Genomic DNA, 17,392 nt, shown 5'->3' with positions numbered 1-17,392 from the left:
ATTTTTCCGTATATTATTTGTCTCCGATATTTTGGTGCAAATACTATGTGATACTTGCAATTCCATGTTGTGTGTGATAAACTGCTTTTTGTATCAATCTTCATTTTGATACCCCCTATGTTATTTTGTTGCGGCTGACTAGACCCGCTTCTATTTTAACATAGGTTTTTTTATTCCTCATCGGCATAAGCCTCTTTTGAACCACCAGCTTAGCTGGTGGTTTTCGTGATACAAAAATGCCAAGGGATTTCTTTCATTCCTTGGCATTTTGCTGATGTGTGATAAAGAAGTAGTAGAAGTGTAAAAAATTTTGCCGTTCCTATCCGGCGTTTGCGCATTGCGCCGGATAGGTCGGGCGGTCATTCGGGCAGGTCTACCTTGCCAACGAAAGAGTAATAAATATCAATGTCCTGTCTGCGTGTGCCGTTCTCGTCATAGCTGCACTCATGCACAACGATTTTCTCCACAAACTCACGCAAAAGGGTAGGGGTAAGTTCTTCAAAGCTGGTGTACTTGCGGACAACATTCATAAACTTTTCTGCGTTTACCGTGGCTTCCTGCGCTTTGGAAAGCTCTGCCCGGATAGCGGCGGCTCTCTCTTTCAGTTCTTTCTGCTCGGCTTCATAGTCTGCCGACAGCTCCGTGAAACGCTCGTCTGAAATGCGCCCGGTCACGCTGTCCTCATACAGCCGCTTGAAGATAGCGGATAACTCGCTGATACGCTTCTCGGCGGCTTCCAGCTCCTTTTTCCTTGCGGCGTTCCTGCGCTTGCCCCCGTCCTCGTTCTGCTCGATCAGCAGCTTCATAAACCGGGCTTCGTGCTTCGCTGCATAGCTGGTGACTTTCCGCAGATTGTCGGTCACTCCGGCGGTCAACAGGTCGGTGCGGATAAAGTGCGCCGTACAGTCACGGGTACGCTTCTTGTAGCTCCCGCAGATATAACAATCCTGCTTGCGGGTGGCGTTCTGGTAACGCTGCTGGTAAAGGACGCTGCCGCAGTCGGCACAAAAGAGTATGCCGGAGAATAAGCCCACTTCATCATAGCGGTTCGGGCGTTTGCGCTGCTTGCGTAACTCCTGCACACGCTCCCACATCTGGGTGTCAATGATAGGCTCATGGTGGTTCTCGAAAATCGCCTGTTTCTCAATGGGGTTCTCTACGCTGTGCTTGGTCTTGTAGGACGGCTTCTCCGTCTTGAAGTTTACCAGACAGCCCGTGTACTCCCTGTTTTCAAGGATATGTACCACGGTATTGGTCGCCCACTTGCACTCATAGCCGGGGTGGTAGCGGCGGGTGCTTCCCGTCCGACGGTATTCCAGCGTTCCCGGCGTGGGGATCTCCTGCTCTGTGAGCATACGGGCTATCTTGGTCGGCCCGTTCCCGGCAAGGCACAAGCTGTAAATCTGCCGCACAACAGGGGCGGCTTCCCCGTCAATGATAAAATTTTCGTCCTCGTCCATAAAGTAGCCGTATACGGGTTTGCTCGTGACGGGCTTCCCGCTCATACCCTTAGACCGTTTTACTGCTTTGATTTTCTTGCTCGTATCTCTCACCAGCCATTCGTTAAAAATGTTCCGCAGAGGGGCAAAATCATTGTCGCCCTGTGCGCTGTCCACTCCGTCATTGATAGCGATAAAGCGGACGCCTTTCTGTGGGAAAATCATTTCCGTATACATTCCCACTTGCAGATAGTTTCGCCCTAACCGTGACATATCCTTGACGATAACGGTGCCGACTTTTCCGGCTTCAATGTCCGCAAGCATGGCTTGAAAACCGGGTCTTTGGAAGTTCGCCCCAGAATAACCGTCATCTGTGTACCATTGCAGATTGGAAAAGCCGTTCTGCTTCGCATAGGTTTCAAGAATACGCTTCTGGTTTGAAATAGAATTGCTCTCACCTTGCAGCTCGTCCTCGTGGGATAATCTCGGATAAAGGGCGGTAATAAGGTTTCGGGTGGTCTGTCTTAACATAGTGTCCTCCATTTCCGACAGCCAGCCCCACTATTCCGTATGACTATCATACCACACGCCGGGGCTGGCTGTACAGTCCTTTCTGCTTCTTTACGTCCCGTCAAATTGCCGATTTTTGTGTAGCAGCTTCCGCTTCCAGCACTTTCAGCATTTTATCGGCGGCGGTGGCGGTGGTGTCCTGCTTGAAATAGCCGGAAACGACAAGGACAGAATTACCTATGCGGATTTCCGTCACGCAATCCGGGCGGCGGGTGCTGCGGTCATTCTTTGGGGTGTTGGTCATAGGCGGCTCTCCTTTCTGTTCATCAGCTTTTTCAGTTGTCCCATTTTCTCCTGCGCCGTGGCTTTTCGGAAGTTGCTCCCGGTAAAGCGGACAGGAGAACACATTTCAATCAGACGGTCATAAATGCGGGCGTGGGCGGTGTCCTCCGGGTGCTGCAAGTCCTCCAGCGTGAGATTAGTCGTGACGATCAGCGGCCTGCCGCTGCGGTAACGGCTGTCAATCACGTTGTAGACCTGCTCTAAGCCGTATTCCGTTCCCCGTTCCATTCCAAAATCGTCAAGGATAAGCAGCGGGAAGCTGCAAAGTCGGGAGATATATTCATTCCTGCCCTCAAAGCTGGCGGCAAGGTCACCCAATATCAATGCAAAGTTTGTCATGCACACGGGGATTTCACGCTCCATAAGGGCATTTGCGATACAGCCCGCAAAATAGCTCTTGCCTGTGCCAACGCCGCCCCATAGCAGATAGCCAATGTTGCGCTCTTTCATGGTTTCCCAGTTCTCCACATAGAAATGGGCGTGTTCCATTTGCGGGCACTTGCCGTTGTCGTTCTCAAACGTCCAGCCCTGCATAGCCGGGTCTGTAAAGCCCCGCCGCTTCAACCGCTCGACAGTTTCAAGGTGACTGCGCTGTTTCTCTGCGGCTTCCCGTTCCTCACGCTCTGCCCGCTGGCAGTCACATTCTGCCGGGTGGCGGTCACGCCCCAGCCATGCGGCGGTTTCTTTGGGGAAATAGCCCTCTTTGGGCTTGTGGCACTTCCCGCAGTATAAAAGCCCGTCCTCGCCGGTGTAGTCCTCCGGCTCCGGCGTGGTGTCGGTCATATTCAAAATCATTTCATCAAATCCATTCGTCATAAGCTCTCGCCCTCCTTACAGGTATAATCGGGTATGCCCTTTTTCGGGGCTTTCTTGGCTGCGTCCTCCTGCGCCCACTTGAAAATCGTGGCTGCATGGCTCTTGTATTTCCTCCCGCTGGAAGCGATATGGCAGGATAGGCGGTCAATGTAATACTCCCACTTGCCGGGAAGCTCTGTTTTCAGCCCGTCAAGCTCCGTATCGGAAAGAATGACATTGTGGTATCTGCCATAGGCGGCGGGGGCGGGGTGTCCCGTTTCTAACTCTCTCTCTTTTTCTATTTCTATATCTATCTCTTTCTCTATCTCTATCTCTGGTGGACAAATGTCCGCTCGATATGGTGGACATTTGTCCGCCCCTGTCTGCGGCAGGGCTTTTTGTTCCTGCAAAGCCAGCCGCGCCCTGCGCTTGCGCTCCCCCTCGGTAGAGGACTGGCCGATTAAAAGCTCAATGTTGCTCATGTAGAGTGCGCCGCTTGGCAAAGGCTCCACAAGCCCCAGCTTCATAAAGATTTTCAAAGCTCTCTCTACGGTACCTACCTGCTGGCGGGTAATGGTCGCAATCATCTGGGCGGTGTAGGGGATATTCTCGTCAAGCTGCAATTTCCCGCCGTTTTTCAGCGATTTCAAGTACAGCTTCAAGAGAATGTTGGAATAGATAACGCCGTCCTGCATACTTTCCAGCAGAACGATTGCATCATCGTCAAAATAGCTCTCTTTCAGCTTGAGGTAGTAATATTTGCGGTTATCTGCCATAGGCTGCGTCCTCCTTTTTCCAGCGTTTGGAATAATAGCGAGGGCATAGTATGATAACCGCCCGGAAGCTCTGTTTGCAGTCACGGGTGCAGCCCCGGCATAGGTCGTTGTAAGTGATACGGTTGCGGTGGTTGAGGAAGAAAGACCATTCCAGCCGCCGCTTCTTGCTCATTCTCGGCAATGGTAAGCTCCTTTCTGCCGTTCCTATCGGTGTAGCGGGATAGGGGGCATTTTCTGTATGTTCTCGGTATCATTTTCGGGCTTTTTCTGCCCTGTAAGCCCCGTTTGGAAGTCGGGGAGTATTGCGGTAAGGGTTCATATCATACCTGTATTTTTGTAGGGTTTCGGTATCATTTCGGGGCGGTCTTTAACGCTCCTGTTCACGCTTTTTCTGCTGGCTCGGTGCGCCCCTTAAAATCTGGTCGATATTGCGTCTGACTGTCTGAAGCTCCTGCGCCCGCTGGCGTTTCTCCCGGTAGTCGTTATATCCGGCGTTCTTCTGGACGGTAAGCTGCTCAATCTCCCTTTGCAGGGCTTTGCTGGCTGGCAGCTTGGTTATTCCATGCTCCCGGAAATAACGGGCGGCTGTGTCCGCTATGATAAAATCGCTTTCGTGCTGTTCCCGGTAGGCTCTCCGGGCTTTCTCCGATTTCTGCGCTTTCAGACCGTCACGGGCGGGCTTCGTGCCGATATAGCCCAAAAGGTTGCGCTGCAATTCCTTTTTCTCCCGGATAGCGGCTTCCAGCCCTTTCAGTCCGGCAAGGCTCTCCTGCGTGGCGGTGTTGGCTGCGGAAATGGCAGCGTCCAGCTCGTCCGGGGAAGAAAAGCCATACTGCTGGTAGAGCATGAGGGTAGCCGACATCTGTTTGAGGTTGTGCATGGTCGCCCACTTCTCATAGCCCCGTCCTTTCCCCTCGGCTCGCTTGGCGGCTATGTCTACCATGCGCTGTACAGCGTCATTGTTCGGGGCGTTTTTCGCTTCTTTTTTCGTCCGTAAGCGGTCTTTGATACTGCCGGGGTATTCCGCTATGGCTGCGGGTTTTTCGGCGGCTCTGGCGGCGTTCTGCTCCAAAACGGAGAGGACAGCAGCCCGGTCAAAATCGTCCCCCAGCTTCCGGGCGGTAATTGGCTTCGTCCTGTCCGGCGTGAGGTAACTTAGCCGCCCCCGGCTCTCCTTGACGGTCACACCATGCCGGAGAAGCAGGGCGGCAAACTCATCAAAGCCGGAAGCAGCGGCAAGGGCTTCCCGGATAGTCCGGCGCAGCTTCGCCTTATCCGTTTCAAACTTGGTCTGCCGGGGCGCGATACCGTCCGCAGCAATAGGGGCGTTGGCTCTGTCAAGGGCAGCCTGTCCTTTCTTCTGCGCCCAATACTCACGCTCGGTAATGCGTTCTTTGCTGCCGTTCAAAAGGTCTATCTGGTAAAGCCCCTCGCTGTGGCACATCTCCATGACTTCGGCTTTCAGATAGTTCATAGCTGCGTCCGTACAGCGGTGCTTGCAGCCTGCTTTCCTGTCCGCTGGCCTGTCCATGTGGGGCAGCATGGGAACCTCCGCAATCCGCAGACTGTTAATGACGATATGCACATGGATATTTTCGGTGTGGCTGTGTCCGTCCGGGTGGGTGCAGACAAGGGCCTGGTGTCCGGGGAAATGCTCGGCGCAGAACTTCTCGCCCAGCTCCTGCGCCCGATCAACGGTCAAGCCGTTGTCCGGGCCGTCCCGTGGGTCAAAGCTGATGATGTAGTGGTGGCTCTTTACGTCCTCCCGTTTCTGGTTCTTGCCGTAGCGGAGATTGGAGCGCATACAGGCAACGGCAAAATCCTCCCCGCCACAATTCAGAGAGGATATGCGGTAGTCTACCCTCGGTATGAGCCGCCCGTCTGCGTCAAGGGTGGGCTTCATGGTAAACTCGTCATGCTCGAATGTGAGGTATTTTTCAGCGTCCCCGTAGTTGGCATTTTTAGAGCTGATATGTTTGAGTATCGCCAACGGCTTCACCTACTTTCTGCAAGACTTCAAACTTCAAGGCGGCAAGGTCGGCGGCGGCTCCCCGCACTTCCTTTTCCAGCCCCCGGTAGGGGCTTCCGTATTCGTTCAGGCTCCGGGCAATCTGGTTTAAGTTGCCGCCGATTTTCCCGTACTCTGCCGTGAGCTTGGAGAGGGCGGCAAGCAGCCCGTCATTGACCGGGGAAACGGTGACAATGGGGCGTATGGTCGCTTTCCGTATGGCTTGCCGGATAAACTCGGACTGGCTGATTTCATAAGCCGCCAGCCGCCCGGTGAAGTCGGCGTATTCTTCATCGGTCATGCGGGTCTTTACCACATGACGGCGGTGGGGCGTATTGTATTTCTTTCGCATGGTCTGTGACCTCCTTTCTCGCCCGACAGGGCGCATAGCAGGGTTTGGGGAAGGCACTCCCCAACAAGATTCCCGCAGGGGCAAAAATAAGCGGAGAGCGAATTTTGGCACCTCGGTAGAATCTTGCTCTGAAAAACTCCGGCGTTCCCCGGCTCCCGTCCTTTCCGCTAACAAAACGTTTCAAAAGGGCTTTGCTACCCGCTATTCCGGCTTATCTTGAAAATTTTCCTTTCACTACCTACAACACCACGCAAAGCAAAATGGACGGAGATTTTTAGAATTTCCCCTCTATTCCCTACAACACCACGCAAGCCGGAATAGGCGGACAATGGCAGTATTTTTTTCTTTGATACCCTCTACGGATAAGTAAGGGATTTTGCCAACTGCGGCGGCTATTTTCCCTTTTGTTTTTTCATACTGGGGATTTTCAAAAATGCCAAACAGGAACGAAAAAAAGCAGCAAATCTGTTGAATAGATTTACTGCTTTCTGGTTGCCGGCGAAGCGGCGGTTATTCAGTTGTAGGCGGTAGGGCTATCTCCCAAAGCGGAACTTGAAAATAGCTGTGAGAAGCGTCTGGGTGATGTAGTCCTCTGTATCTTGGTCTACCCGTCCATTCACACGGGCGGCACATTGTATGCGGCGGCGGTAATACTGCAATACAGTTCCCACCGCTTCCGGCTCCCCGCTGGCGGCTTGGACGATTGTTTCATAGGGGAGAAGCCTATTATTTCTCATATGCCATTCCCTCCATTTCCGCTTGGAGCTGCCGTAGGGCTTTTCGGATATGGTAGCCCGCTGTGCTGCGGCTGCGCCCGTACTGTCTGCCAATTTCGTGCTGTGGAATACGCTTGAAAAAGGACAGGTAAATCATTTCCCGCTCCCGTTCGTCCAGCCGTGACAGGGCTTCCGCAAGTAAACCGCTGCTGAAAATGACCGTATCGCCGCAAAGGGTAAGTATGTATTCCTCGTCCGGCTCCGGGGCTTGGAAATATTCATCTGTCGTGCCTAAAGGGTAGTGCTTTTCGTCTGTGAGGTATTCAAGGGATATTTCTCTTTTGTGCTTCCTGCTCCGTGTCCTCGCTGCGTTGATCGTTGCATTTCGGATAACGACTTTGCAAAAGGCATGGAAAGTGTACTCGATATGTTCCCGATATTCTTCTGTACAGGTCATGGAAAATCCCCCTTTCCTCCCAAAAGGGCTGTGGCTGGTTAGTAGTTGCTTTTTATGATAGTAAGGGGCGGCAGCACTTTAGGCTGTCGCTCCTTGACTGCCTAACTGCAAAACCGGGCGGGGCTGTCAACGGCGGGCGAAGCCCGTTCATCTTGACCGTTGACTGGCTCGGCCGGGTTTGCTATTTATCCGGCAAACTTGAATTTATTTTAAGCTATCACGTTTTACCTTTTTAAGCCTTACTATCATTACCATAGGAATTTCTTTATTGTTTTTGAAACATTCTTCATAAAATCCATCAATGACAAATCCAGCTCTGAAACAAAGGTTAAAAATATCTTGTATGGAACGATGATAATAAATCTGCTCCTCCGGCTGCCCTTCGATCGCTATATCATAGTAACTGTGCGGTGTCATATATTTTTCAGTCAATGTGATAAAACAAGGGTGCTGCGTTGCAAAGACAAAAATCCCGTTTTCCTCCAATAGTTCATAAACAGCCATAAAAAGCGGTTCAATATCCGTAATATCCATAATTGCCATATTAGAAACTGCTTTCGTAAAGGCTCGATTTCTTTTTAATCCTAATAAGCTTTCTCTATTGGTCGCATCCGCTACGCAAAACTCAATTTGTTTTGCATATTGTGATCGCCGTCTTTTAGCCAATTCTATCATTTTTTTGCTGTAATCAAAAGCGACGACCGAAGCGCCTCTCTGTGCAAGATACGAAGAATAATTTCCATTGCCGCACGCAATATCCAAAATGTAATCCGAAGGATCAGGAGAGAGAAGTTCCGTTACTTTGGGACGTACTACCTCTCTGTGAAATTCATTGGATTCGTCACCCATTGCATCATCCCAAAATTGTGCGTTTTTCTCCCAGATCTTTTTGCTTTCCTCTGTTCCCATGTTCTCTCCCACTCCCAAAATTTGCCTTTTTGCTTCCATTAAATCTTCCTTACTATATTCCATTGTTACCCTCCATAACTTCTGATTGTTGCCGTCTTGACTATTATGTATCTTTTCTTTCCAAAATGGTATAGGCTTTTATTTTTATAATGCTGCAAAACTTTTCTTCTGTAAGGTATTCAAAGGATATTTCCCTTTGCCGCCGCTATTGGAAAGCCAAAAGCAGCGGCTTTTTTACGCGATATGACCGAAAAGACTAGAAAGCAGGATATGTCATCATTTGTCATTTCTTCTCAATGTAATAACTGCATGGCATATCAAGCCAAATACAAGAGAAAAACAGCCACCGCCAAATAGTGATGCTCCCCACCCTGCACCCGACATTGTCATAAAACCGCCAACAAAGAAAATACCAATGCCAAGAAATATCCCGACACCATAAAAAAGTCCAATTGCCATATCATACTTATTAAATTGTCGTTTCTCTTTTTTTCACATGTTTCCATTTTTGTTATTACCTCCTTCGCAAAATCGTCCATGTGGACTCCAAAAAGAAAACAAATTTTTTTCAACGTATTTAAATCGGGTTCATTAACATCTCTCTCCCAATTCGATAGCGCCTGCCGGGTAACATTCAATTTCCCAGCCAGTTCTTCCTGTGTCATTCCCGATTGTGTTCGCAGATGACGTATTTGCTTTCCTGTTGTAATATCCGTCTGTTTCTGGTTCAAAATGGTTCCTCCTCTCTGATGCTGATTTTATCAATGATATTTCGCAATAGCCAGCAATGAACGTTTGCATTGCGCAAGATGTTACATTATCTTCTGAAACATATGCCGGATCTTGTCTAAACGGCTGTTCGGGCGGCGTGGCTGAAACACAGGCTCGCCGGAAGTTTCCTGATACCCTTTTAATTCTGTAATGCAGACACTTCTTCCATTTGTATAAAAATTCAAATCATTTCTATATTCACCAATACAACGGGCAGGGATTTCCCCCTTAAAAATAACTTCATCTTTTTCAAGTCTGGTTGATTCAATGATTGCGCAATACTTTGGTGCGTCATTATAAGCCCGTGAAAGATATTCCTGCGGTGCAAAAAGGGTAAAGGAAAGGTATGGTTCCAACAGTTGTGTTCCTGCTTTTTTCAATGCCTGCTCCAACACGACAGGCGCAAGAAAACGAAAATCAGCGGGGGTGCTGACCGGGCTGTAATAAACTCCATAATCAAAACAAATTTGGCAGTCTGTCACTCCCCAGCCATATAAGCCCTGCTCCATTCCATAACGCACACCCTCCATGACGGCATTTTGAAAACTTTGGTTTAAATAGCCGAGAGATACCTCGCTTTTATATTGTGTTCCGCTTCCAACAGGAAGCGGTGTTACAGTCAAACCAATAGATGCCCAAAACGGATTCGGCGGCACTTCAATATGAATCGTGTAGCTCGCTTTTTTTTGCGGTCTTTCCAGATAAATAACCGAAGGCTCTTTCATAGCCACGCCCACATGATATTTTTCTTCTAATAGCGAACAAATAACTTCTAACTGTACTTTTCCCAAAAAAGATAATATAATCTCATGTGTAACAGTATCAATGTCAAAATGCAAAAGAGGGTCTGTATCAGCAATCTCTGTGAGGGCATTTAACAGGGCTTCCCTTTGCTCCGGCTTTTGCGGCTCTACCGTTGTCCGAAGTAATGGCATGGGATTATCAATCCGTGTTTTGTGAGGCAGGAGTTTTTCATTTCCCAGAATGTCGTTCAGTTTCAAAGTATCATCAGCTAAAATAACAATTTCTCCCGGACAGGCATGGTCAACCGGGACGATTTCACCATTTGACGGAATACACATTTCTGTAATCTTTATTTTTTCCTTTTTTGACAGCAGCAGGGTATCCCGTAAATGGAGCGTCCCATGATACAGGCGTAAATAAGAAAGCCGTTTTTTCCGCTCTGTATACTCAACCTTAAAAACATATCCACATAATTCAGACTGAATATCGTCTGTTTCTGTAATGAAAGTTTCTGTAATCGCTTCAATCAGTTTTTCTGTTCCTAAATTGTCTTTTGCACTCCCATGATAAACAGGAAACAAAGAGCAGCATCTGGTTCTTTTGCACTTTTCATATTGTAATTCCTGTATATCCAAAGAATCCTCTGCAACATATCGTTCTAATAGTTCATCGCTTCCGGAAATAATCATATCCCATTTGTCCAAATCAGAAATATCGGTCATGGTTATCTTTGGCGACAGGGAAACCTCCTGCATGACAATCATATCACTGGTAAGTTTATCTTTAATGCTTTGGTAAACACGCCGCAGGTCGATCCCATTTTGGTCTATCTTATTTATAAAGATAATTGTCGGAATGTCCATTTTCTGAAGCGCATGGAATAATATACGGGTTTGTGCCTGTACGCCGTCTTTTGCCGAAATGACTAAAACAGCTCCGTCAAGGACAGATAAAGAGCGGTATGCTTCGGTTAAAAAATCCATATGACCGGGAGTGTCCACGATATTGATTTTATAATCATTCCAGCAAAAAGAAGTAACCGCTGTCTGAATGGTAATTCCGCGCTGCCGTTCCAAAATCATAGTGTCTGTTCTTGTAGTTCCTTTATCCACGTTTCCTTGTTCCGCAATCGCTCCACTGGTGTACAGCAGGCTTTCCGTCAATGTTGTTTTTCCTGCGTCTACATGGGCGAGAATTCCAATATTGATTATTTTCATGTGATTGTCCTCCTTTTACAGCCCCAAAAGGGCATAAAAATCCCCAGCAGTAAAATACTTTTACCACTGGGGATTATAATTTGCGGACATACACATATACAGCATACACCTGTTTGTGATTGCTGTATATGTGTATGTCAAAATTGATAAGGCAAAAGTATTCTTAAATTGGGTACAAAAAACCAAGCCCCCACAAAAGGGACTATCATAATCCTTTGTTCCCACTATTTGATTATAGTTTTATTTAAGAATACCTTGCCGCATATTTTTTACTCCTTTTTTGGAATGATGCTATTATATCACATTAGTTTTAGGAAAGAAAGTACCTAAAAGAAATTTTTCTTCCCCTTATATGTAACAATCATACCGACTTTCTGGCGTTCAGAATGGTTTCTGCTGTCTGCTGTGGTGTTTGGTTGGAATTGTCCAGCCAAAAGCCGATCCGTGGTGTTGTCTGCATAAATGTATCGTATAAGGTTTCAACCGTAAAGCCGGAATAGCCTGTTTTCTCCCTGTATCGTTCCCTTCCTTTTATTGTTTCCACATCTGGACAAAGAACGACAACCTCAACAGGGTATTTATGCGGCACAAAAAATATGTACATGTAACTAATTCAACACATTTATAATTTGAATAGGGACATTATAGCATTTACTAAATACAAATTCAATGTATACGGAAATAAAGATATAAGGAGTGGGAAGGATTCCGCCGTAGTCGGCATTGTAGGAAAATCCAAAAGTTTAGATTTTCCCACAATGCTTATCTTTTGGTCTTTGGTTCGGAATAGTGTAGTGCTGGCGGTCTATCTCTTGTTTTCGGTTGCTTGCTTCCTTACCGTACATGAGCATTCTTTTCAGGCGGCTATTCCATTTGCTGCTCCATACTCTGTATCATACGCTTGACCATTTCACCGCCGATTGGGCCGCCTTCCGATCCATTCTGGCGCGCTGTCAATTCCCCTTTATAGTGATCATTGTTTTCTTTACAGAATTTCAAACGCCCCATTTCCTGTGCTACCTGAAGCTTAAACTTCTGCATTGCATCATAGGAATCTTCCACTAAAAGACGTGATTTTCTATAATTTCTGCTCATTTTTCTCTCTCCTTTTTTGTTGATAATCTTAGTATTTCAAGAGGAAGAAAAAATATAATGTCACATTTCTCTTGTGCTGGCTAACGTTGCCACAAACACAAAAGACGCTTTTTGTTTTTTTAACATTTTTGCGCATTCCGAGACAGTGGCACCGGTTGTAAAAACATCATCCAGCAGCAAAAGCCTTTTGCCGCAGAGTTTCTCTCCCGCTTTTCGGCTGACGGAAAATGCACCAGACACATTGCGAAACCGTTCCTTCCCACTCATTCGGCTTTGAACTTCATTCTGTTTTCCTTTGCGCAATGCATTTTTAAGTACCGGGATTCCTGTCAGCTTCGACAACTCTTGTGCCATTAACTCCGCCTGGTTATATCCTCTTTTGTAAAAAGTTTTCCGGTTCACAGGCGGATATACAATATAATCAAATTTCGTTGACGGTATCACACCATTTATATAACTGCCGAACACCGCTGCCAAGTGAGGCTTTTTCGAAAATTTCATCCGGTGAACAGCATCTTTGATATGCCCTTCATAATAAAATACAGAGATAGCTCCATCGAATGCATAACTGTGCTTATTGCAGGAACTGCAGACCGTGCTGTTATACATATAACTCAATCCTCTTCCGCATCTTTCACACTTTTTGCTTCCGATTCTTGAGGCTTCCACAAGGGGCTCGCATCCGGAACAGCAAAAATCGTTTTCCCTCATCGGCAGTTCTTGTCCGCAGACAAAACAGCGTTTGGAAAGAAAAAGGTTGAGCAGCCACCGTATCATAACGCTTTGCTCAGCTTCATCAGCTGATGATACAACCCGGTATACCGTTTGGTTTCCCGATCATTTTCCACCATATATTGAATACAGCTTTCATTTCCGATCAGAATAACCAGTGTCTTTGCCCGGGTGATTGCCGTGTAAAGCAAATTACGGTACATCAATGTGGGTGGGCCGCTGAATACTGGCATGATTACTGCGTCAAATTCACTCCCCTGACTTTTATGCACGGTGATTGCATAAGCAAGCTCCAGTTCCTCCAAACGGTTCGTCTCATATTTCACAAGTCTTCCATCATAAAACTCTACTTCTATCATTTCATCGTTTGTATCTATCTCTGAAATAACTCCGGTATCTCCGTTAAATACGCCGATCCCTACTTCGCCGTTCTGCATCTTCCATGGTACGTCATAGTTGTTTTTCATCTGCATTACTTTGTCACCCTCACGAAAGATACGTTCTCCCCGTTTCATTTGCTTCTTACCCTTTTCAACCGGATTCAGAACATCCTGAAGCACCTTGTTCAGATTCCACGTTCCCAAATATGTCTTCTTCATCGGGGACAACACCTGGATTGCATCCTTTGCATCCACTTTCAGATAGTTCTGAATCCGGTTCTGACAAAGACTCACAATCTCATTTATCACCTGGTTTGTGCTGTAACGTTTTAAAATAAAAAAATCGGTTTCCTTTGTGTTAGCGACAGGATACTCTCCTTTCAGGATGCTGTGCGCATTATGTACGATCATGCTCTCTTTTTCCTGACGGAACACCTCTGTGAGCTTAACACAGGCAAACCATCCGGAATGAATCATATCATTTAAAATATTTCCCGCTCCAACCGAAGGAAGCTGATCCACATCTCCCACCAAAATCAGCCTAGTTCCAATCTTGACCGCTTTTAATAATGCGTTCATCAATAGCGTATCAACCATAGACATCTCATCCACAATGATAAAATCCGCCCGAATGGGATTGGTTTCGTTTTTTGCAAACCGATCTTCGCTGCTGTTTCCCAGATAAGAGACCTCCAAAAGCCGGTGGATCGTTTTTGCTTCCTTACCGCAGAGCTCAGCCATCCGCTTTGCCGCGCGGCCGGTTGGTGCTGTCAGGGCTATCTTTTTCCCTTCCAGCTGAGCAATGTTGATAATACTTTTTATAATGGTTGTCTTTCCCGTTCCCGGCCCTCCGGTGATAATCGTAACGTTGTTTTCAAGCGCCGTCTTGATTGCGCTTTTTTGTTTTTCCTCCAACCGGATATGGTTTTCCTTTTCAACCATCTGAATCCCGTCTTCCGAATACATGCTTTTCTCTTTTTCATTGCTAAGCACCATCAGCTTATACGCAATCATTTGTTCCGCCTGGTGATAAAGAGGCAGGAAGAAGAAATTTTCGCCGTCGATCTCCTCCTGTACCAATTGTTTCGCGGTCAAAAGAGAAACCAGGGCGTTGAGAACCTGCTGCTGTTCGCCTTCCAGAATGCGCGCAGCCTCCGCTACCAAATCCTCCTCCTTAAGACAGGTATGCCCGTTCATCGCCTGCATGTGCAAAGTATAAACAATACCGGCTTTCATTCGGCGGATATCCGTGCCCATAATCCCCATTTTTGCGGCAATATTGTCCGCAAGCTTAAAACCGATTCCCTCAACTGTCTCAAACAGGATATAAGGATTTTCCTCAATCATTGTGATCGCTTTGGAGCCTAGAGAACGGTAAACCTTGATAGCAATATTGGTAGAGATATCGTACTTTTGAAGAAACATCAAAACACTCTGTATGCCTTTTTTCTCACGAAAAGATTCACCGATTTCAATCGCCTTTAAATAGGATATTCCCTTGATTTCAGAGAGACGTTCGGATTGAAACTCTATGATTTCCAGAGTATCTTCTCCGAATTGATCCACTATTTTTTTCGCGGTGGCCAGTCCTACACCTTTGATCAGTCCAGAACCTAGAAAACGCAGAACTTCCTCTTTGCTCCGAGGCATAATCCGCTCATAATACTCACATTTAAACTGTTCGCCGTATTCCTTGTGTGTGACAAAATTTCCGGAGAGCTTTAAATTATCACCCTCAAAAATATACGAAAAAAAACCGACTACTGTAATATCCTTTTCCCTCGTGTAAAACTCCATTACCGTATAGCCGTTTTCTTCGTTCTGATATATGATTTCGTCTACTGTCCCCTCATAGACTTCATATGTACCATCCTGCATTTCGTCCACCCTATCAATTTCTTTTGCGTGTCATCTCGTATTCCGCATGCTTCACAAATTCTTCCATTGTCCGCAGGCGTATTCCCTTCTCGTCGCGTTCCATTGCCTTCACGATCTCAACGGTTTTGTCGGCAGAGCCCATATCAATAATTGTAATTTCACGGTCAGCAATACCGGTATCATTTTTGACCGCTTTCCAAAGAAGGGATTTCGCTGTGTTTTCAATTGTTTTTTCTTCGTTTTTTACAAATACCACAGTATAAATCTTTTTGTTTTGAAACGGTTTCGATTCATAGACGATATCCATGATATAAAACACCATCTGAATGAATCCGTAAACACAGAAAAAACAGAGAAACGCATAGCCAATGATGCTCAAAGATATCACCTCCATGCTTTATTCTATGATAAATCATGGAATTGGTTACTTCTCAAGCGGCAGCCAGCAGGAGCAAATCCATTCCCCGGGCATCTGCGGTGTTATTTGAATGCCAAGTCGGTTTTCCACCATCCAAAGAAGGCGTCAAGACTCTTGTTTTTCATGATACCCTCGCCGGGATATATCTCACTCCTTTAAATAGAGAAAAATATTTTTCACACCGCGGGATTGAAATGATTTTATGGTATTTTTTCTGCATACTGTGCGCCAAAGCGTTTTCATCTTTTTACAATAACTGAATGGATTTGATTTTCACTTCTTCCAGAGGCCGGTCGTTCCCATCTGTCGGCACCGACGCGATCTTATCCACCTCTTCTATTCCATTTACCACCTTGCCAAACGCTGCATACTGACCATCCAGATAAGAGGCATCTGCATGCATGATGAAAAATTGAGAACCGGCACTGTCTGGCATACCGGATCTTGCCATAGAGATCACCCCTCGTTCATGCTTGATGGGATTCGCAACACCATTCGCCAGAAACTCACCTTTGATATGGTGGCCTGGACCGCCCATGCCAGTACCTTCCGGGTCACCTCCCTGAATCATGAATCCTTCAATAACACGATGAAAAATTAGTCCATTATAGAATCCCTTTCCAACCAAATATACAAAATTAGATACCGTGACAGGCGCTTTATCCGGATATAGTTCCAGTTCCATTTTTCCGCCGTCTTCCATCTCGATTTCTGCTCTCACCAGTTCTTTTTTATCAAGCATTTCAAATGGATAATTCATTTTCTTTCCTCCAAGTTTAAAATCATAAATTTTAGTCAAACAGCATACTTATATGACTCTTTTTTGCAACATACAAAATTGTACGCCAACCTGCGTACAATTTCATGCTATAACAAATTGTATCAGAGCAAAAAGAGAATGTCAAACGTTTCCGGACAAAATCCTATTCTTCTTTGGAATAATCCTTTTCTTTCAGAATTTCATCGATCAGTATCTCTTTATAGTCAGAGGAATCTTCAATACATTTTCCACAGTTGTCACAAAGCTTGCCGGGCTCCATATCGCACCTCATACACTCCTGGCAGTCATCGCAAAACTTTTCCTCATCCAGAACACACTTTTTCATCTCTTTTCTCCTTCACTCCGCAGTTCAACCGATCCCATCACAATGCTGTAATCCAAAATTATTTCCTTCTCCGAATGATCTAATTTATCTGATTTATCCGAAAATGTCCCCATTATATTACCGGAGCAAACCGGAGACACTTTTAAATCGCAGGGCGCAAGAATCTCCACGCCGCCAAGCATACATTTTACTTTCAGAGCCTGACCGTTTTGATATGTCCCGCTGCGCAGATCAATTACGCAGTGCCCCATCACACAGTGAACCTGTTCAATCGGCTGCCCGCTTGCAGAATACGTCTGTGTTTTGAGTATACAGACCTTTTCCCTTGAAGTGCTTAGGTTGCCAAAAATCACATAGATACCCCAAAGGATAAAAAGCAGTGCAAACAGCACAGAAAAAGTGACGCCCCGCGCAATAACATCATAACGGTATAAAAGTTCCCACACACATAGAAACACAATCAAGCAATTGATCGGCCGAATCCTTTTTTTCACCATATCAGCTCCCGCAAACAGGATAATCAGATACAGCCACCAACCGTTAAAAAATATTTTAAAATCACCGAATCCCAAACTCTCATAAAGATAACCAGCACCTATGAATATCAAAACAATACCAAAAAGTACAGTCCCCAAATCTGGCTTTTTCATAATATCATCCTTTATGTCTCTATTTTACATGCTTATGGAAGAGAAAGGCTCCATCACCAATTGCTGAAACAAGATTTATTTTGTTGCTATTATTATA

General features: G+C 46.2%; 20 protein-coding genes and 1 pseudogene. All 21 read right to left on the bottom strand.

Annotated features, from left to right (window positions below):
* Nucleotides 1-104, bottom strand: a 104-nt coding sequence (locus tag KQI32_RS09790) for a transposase (protein WP_216424515.1), incomplete at its 3' end; no start/stop codon positions are given.
* A 255-nt stretch (nucleotides 105-359) separates the two neighbouring features.
* A complete protein-coding gene (locus KQI32_RS09785; RefSeq protein WP_002605633.1) occupies nucleotides 360-1,970 on the bottom strand; it encodes a recombinase family protein in 1,611 nt (536 codons plus the stop codon).
* A gap of 100 nt (nucleotides 1,971-2,070) precedes the next feature.
* Nucleotides 2,071-2,253, bottom strand: coding sequence for a transposon-encoded TnpW family protein (locus tag KQI32_RS09780; RefSeq protein WP_002605634.1), 183 nt, complete (start codon nucleotides 2,251-2,253; stop codon nucleotides 2,071-2,073).
* Nucleotides 2,250-3,107, bottom strand: coding sequence for an ATP-binding protein (locus KQI32_RS09775; RefSeq protein WP_002605635.1), 858 nt, complete (start codon nucleotides 3,105-3,107; stop codon nucleotides 2,250-2,252). The genes KQI32_RS09780 and KQI32_RS09775 overlap by 4 nt, the downstream gene beginning before the upstream one ends.
* Entirely contained in the window at nucleotides 3,104-3,862 is a 759-nt protein-coding gene (locus tag KQI32_RS09770; protein ID WP_002605636.1) for a phage replisome organizer N-terminal domain-containing protein, read from the bottom strand. Before KQI32_RS09770 ends, KQI32_RS09775 begins: the two co-directional genes overlap by 4 nt.
* Nucleotides 3,852-4,043 (bottom strand): hypothetical protein, encoded by a 192-nt coding sequence (locus tag KQI32_RS09765; protein ID WP_006058351.1) that lies wholly within the window; start codon nucleotides 4,041-4,043, stop codon nucleotides 3,852-3,854. The genes KQI32_RS09770 and KQI32_RS09765 overlap by 11 nt, the downstream gene beginning before the upstream one ends.
* Before the next feature lie 186 nt (nucleotides 4,044-4,229).
* Nucleotides 4,230-5,852: a relaxase/mobilization nuclease domain-containing protein gene (locus KQI32_RS09760; RefSeq protein ID WP_002602093.1), complete on the bottom strand. Its 1,623-nt coding sequence runs from the start codon at nucleotides 5,850-5,852 to the stop codon at nucleotides 4,230-4,232.
* Nucleotides 5,824-6,222, bottom strand: coding sequence for a plasmid mobilization relaxosome protein MobC (locus KQI32_RS09755; protein ID WP_002602094.1), 399 nt, complete (start codon nucleotides 6,220-6,222; stop codon nucleotides 5,824-5,826). The genes KQI32_RS09760 and KQI32_RS09755 overlap by 29 nt, the downstream gene beginning before the upstream one ends.
* A gap of 533 nt (nucleotides 6,223-6,755) precedes the next feature.
* Nucleotides 6,756-6,959, bottom strand: coding sequence for a helix-turn-helix domain-containing protein (locus tag KQI32_RS09750; protein WP_002602095.1), 204 nt, complete (start codon nucleotides 6,957-6,959; stop codon nucleotides 6,756-6,758).
* Nucleotides 6,949-7,395 (bottom strand): RNA polymerase sigma factor, encoded by a 447-nt coding sequence (locus tag KQI32_RS09745; RefSeq protein ID WP_002602096.1) that lies wholly within the window; start codon nucleotides 7,393-7,395, stop codon nucleotides 6,949-6,951. The genes KQI32_RS09750 and KQI32_RS09745 overlap by 11 nt, the downstream gene beginning before the upstream one ends.
* A gap of 204 nt (nucleotides 7,396-7,599) precedes the next feature.
* Nucleotides 7,600-8,367 (bottom strand): class I SAM-dependent methyltransferase, encoded by a 768-nt coding sequence (locus KQI32_RS09740; RefSeq protein WP_002602097.1) that lies wholly within the window; start codon nucleotides 8,365-8,367, stop codon nucleotides 7,600-7,602.
* Nucleotides 8,368-8,690: 323 nt separating this feature from the next.
* A complete protein-coding gene (locus KQI32_RS09735; RefSeq protein WP_002602098.1) occupies nucleotides 8,691-9,035 on the bottom strand; it encodes a helix-turn-helix domain-containing protein in 345 nt (114 codons plus the stop codon).
* Between the two features lie 81 nt (nucleotides 9,036-9,116).
* Nucleotides 9,117-11,036, bottom strand: coding sequence for a tetracycline resistance ribosomal protection protein Tet(32) (tet(32), locus tag KQI32_RS09730; RefSeq protein ID WP_002602099.1), 1,920 nt, complete (start codon nucleotides 11,034-11,036; stop codon nucleotides 9,117-9,119).
* 361 nt (nucleotides 11,037-11,397) lie between these two features.
* Nucleotides 11,398-11,619 (bottom strand): annotated as a pseudogene (locus KQI32_RS09725) (phosphotransferase); the annotation flags it as partial.
* A 281-nt stretch (nucleotides 11,620-11,900) separates the two neighbouring features.
* Nucleotides 11,901-12,131, bottom strand: a complete 231-nt coding sequence (locus KQI32_RS09720; protein WP_216424865.1) for an alpha/beta-type small acid-soluble spore protein — start codon at nucleotides 12,129-12,131, stop codon at nucleotides 11,901-11,903.
* Between the two features lie 60 nt (nucleotides 12,132-12,191).
* On the bottom strand, nucleotides 12,192-12,908 hold the full coding sequence (locus tag KQI32_RS09715; RefSeq protein WP_216424864.1) for a ComF family protein: 717 nt from the start codon (nucleotides 12,906-12,908) through the stop codon (nucleotides 12,192-12,194).
* Nucleotides 12,905-15,121, bottom strand: a complete 2,217-nt coding sequence (locus KQI32_RS09710) for an ATP-dependent RecD-like DNA helicase (RefSeq protein WP_216424863.1) — start codon at nucleotides 15,119-15,121, stop codon at nucleotides 12,905-12,907. Before KQI32_RS09710 ends, KQI32_RS09715 begins: the two co-directional genes overlap by 4 nt.
* 13 nt (nucleotides 15,122-15,134) lie before the next feature.
* Nucleotides 15,135-15,500: a glycosyltransferase gene (locus KQI32_RS09705; protein ID WP_177691212.1), complete on the bottom strand. Its 366-nt coding sequence runs from the start codon at nucleotides 15,498-15,500 to the stop codon at nucleotides 15,135-15,137.
* A gap of 286 nt (nucleotides 15,501-15,786) precedes the next feature.
* On the bottom strand, nucleotides 15,787-16,299 hold the full coding sequence (locus KQI32_RS09700) for a peptidylprolyl isomerase (RefSeq protein ID WP_216424862.1): 513 nt from the start codon (nucleotides 16,297-16,299) through the stop codon (nucleotides 15,787-15,789).
* A 163-nt stretch (nucleotides 16,300-16,462) separates the two neighbouring features.
* On the bottom strand, nucleotides 16,463-16,645 hold the full coding sequence (locus KQI32_RS09695) for a hypothetical protein (RefSeq protein ID WP_177691210.1): 183 nt from the start codon (nucleotides 16,643-16,645) through the stop codon (nucleotides 16,463-16,465).
* Nucleotides 16,642-17,295, bottom strand: coding sequence for a hypothetical protein (locus KQI32_RS09690; protein WP_216424861.1), 654 nt, complete (start codon nucleotides 17,293-17,295; stop codon nucleotides 16,642-16,644). Before KQI32_RS09690 ends, KQI32_RS09695 begins: the two co-directional genes overlap by 4 nt.
* Nucleotides 17,296-17,392 lie beyond the last annotated feature (97 nt).

The organism is Acetivibrio sp. MSJd-27 (genome assembly GCF_018918095.1).
Lineage (GTDB): Bacteria > Bacillota > Clostridia > UMGS1840 > HGM11507 > HGM11507.
Note: the sequence above shows the minus strand (reverse complement) of the source record. Positions and strands in the feature narration are given on the sequence as shown.

What these genes read in the sequence shown, in the direction of transcription:
- KQI32_RS09755 (WP_002602094.1), bottom strand. Translation starts at nt 6,222, where the DNA reads ATGCGAAAGAAATACAATACGCCCCACCGCCGTCATGTGGTAAAGACC.
- KQI32_RS09775 (WP_002605635.1), bottom strand. Translation starts at nt 3,107, where the DNA reads ATGACGAATGGATTTGATGAAATGATTTTGAATATGACCGACACCACG.
- KQI32_RS09695 (WP_177691210.1), bottom strand. Translation starts at nt 16,645, where the DNA reads ATGAAAAAGTGTGTTCTGGATGAGGAAAAGTTTTGCGATGACTGCCAG.
- KQI32_RS09700 (WP_216424862.1), bottom strand. Translation starts at nt 16,299, where the DNA reads ATGAATTATCCATTTGAAATGCTTGATAAAAAAGAACTGGTGAGAGCA.
- KQI32_RS09715 (WP_216424864.1), bottom strand. Translation starts at nt 12,908, where the DNA reads ATGATACGGTGGCTGCTCAACCTTTTTCTTTCCAAACGCTGTTTTGTC.
- KQI32_RS09770 (WP_002605636.1), bottom strand. Translation starts at nt 3,862, where the DNA reads ATGGCAGATAACCGCAAATATTACTACCTCAAGCTGAAAGAGAGCTAT.
- KQI32_RS09740 (WP_002602097.1), bottom strand. Translation starts at nt 8,367, where the DNA reads ATGGAATATAGTAAGGAAGATTTAATGGAAGCAAAAAGGCAAATTTTG.
- KQI32_RS09785 (WP_002605633.1), bottom strand. Translation starts at nt 1,970, where the DNA reads ATGTTAAGACAGACCACCCGAAACCTTATTACCGCCCTTTATCCGAGA.
- KQI32_RS09745 (WP_002602096.1), bottom strand. Translation starts at nt 7,395, where the DNA reads ATGACCTGTACAGAAGAATATCGGGAACATATCGAGTACACTTTCCAT.
- KQI32_RS09710 (WP_216424863.1), bottom strand. Translation starts at nt 15,121, where the DNA reads ATGCAGGATGGTACATATGAAGTCTATGAGGGGACAGTAGACGAAATC.
- KQI32_RS09690 (WP_216424861.1), bottom strand. Translation starts at nt 17,295, where the DNA reads ATGAAAAAGCCAGATTTGGGGACTGTACTTTTTGGTATTGTTTTGATA.
- KQI32_RS09780 (WP_002605634.1), bottom strand. Translation starts at nt 2,253, where the DNA reads ATGACCAACACCCCAAAGAATGACCGCAGCACCCGCCGCCCGGATTGC.
- KQI32_RS09720 (WP_216424865.1), bottom strand. Translation starts at nt 12,131, where the DNA reads ATGAGCAGAAATTATAGAAAATCACGTCTTTTAGTGGAAGATTCCTAT.
- KQI32_RS09750 (WP_002602095.1), bottom strand. Translation starts at nt 6,959, where the DNA reads ATGAGAAATAATAGGCTTCTCCCCTATGAAACAATCGTCCAAGCCGCC.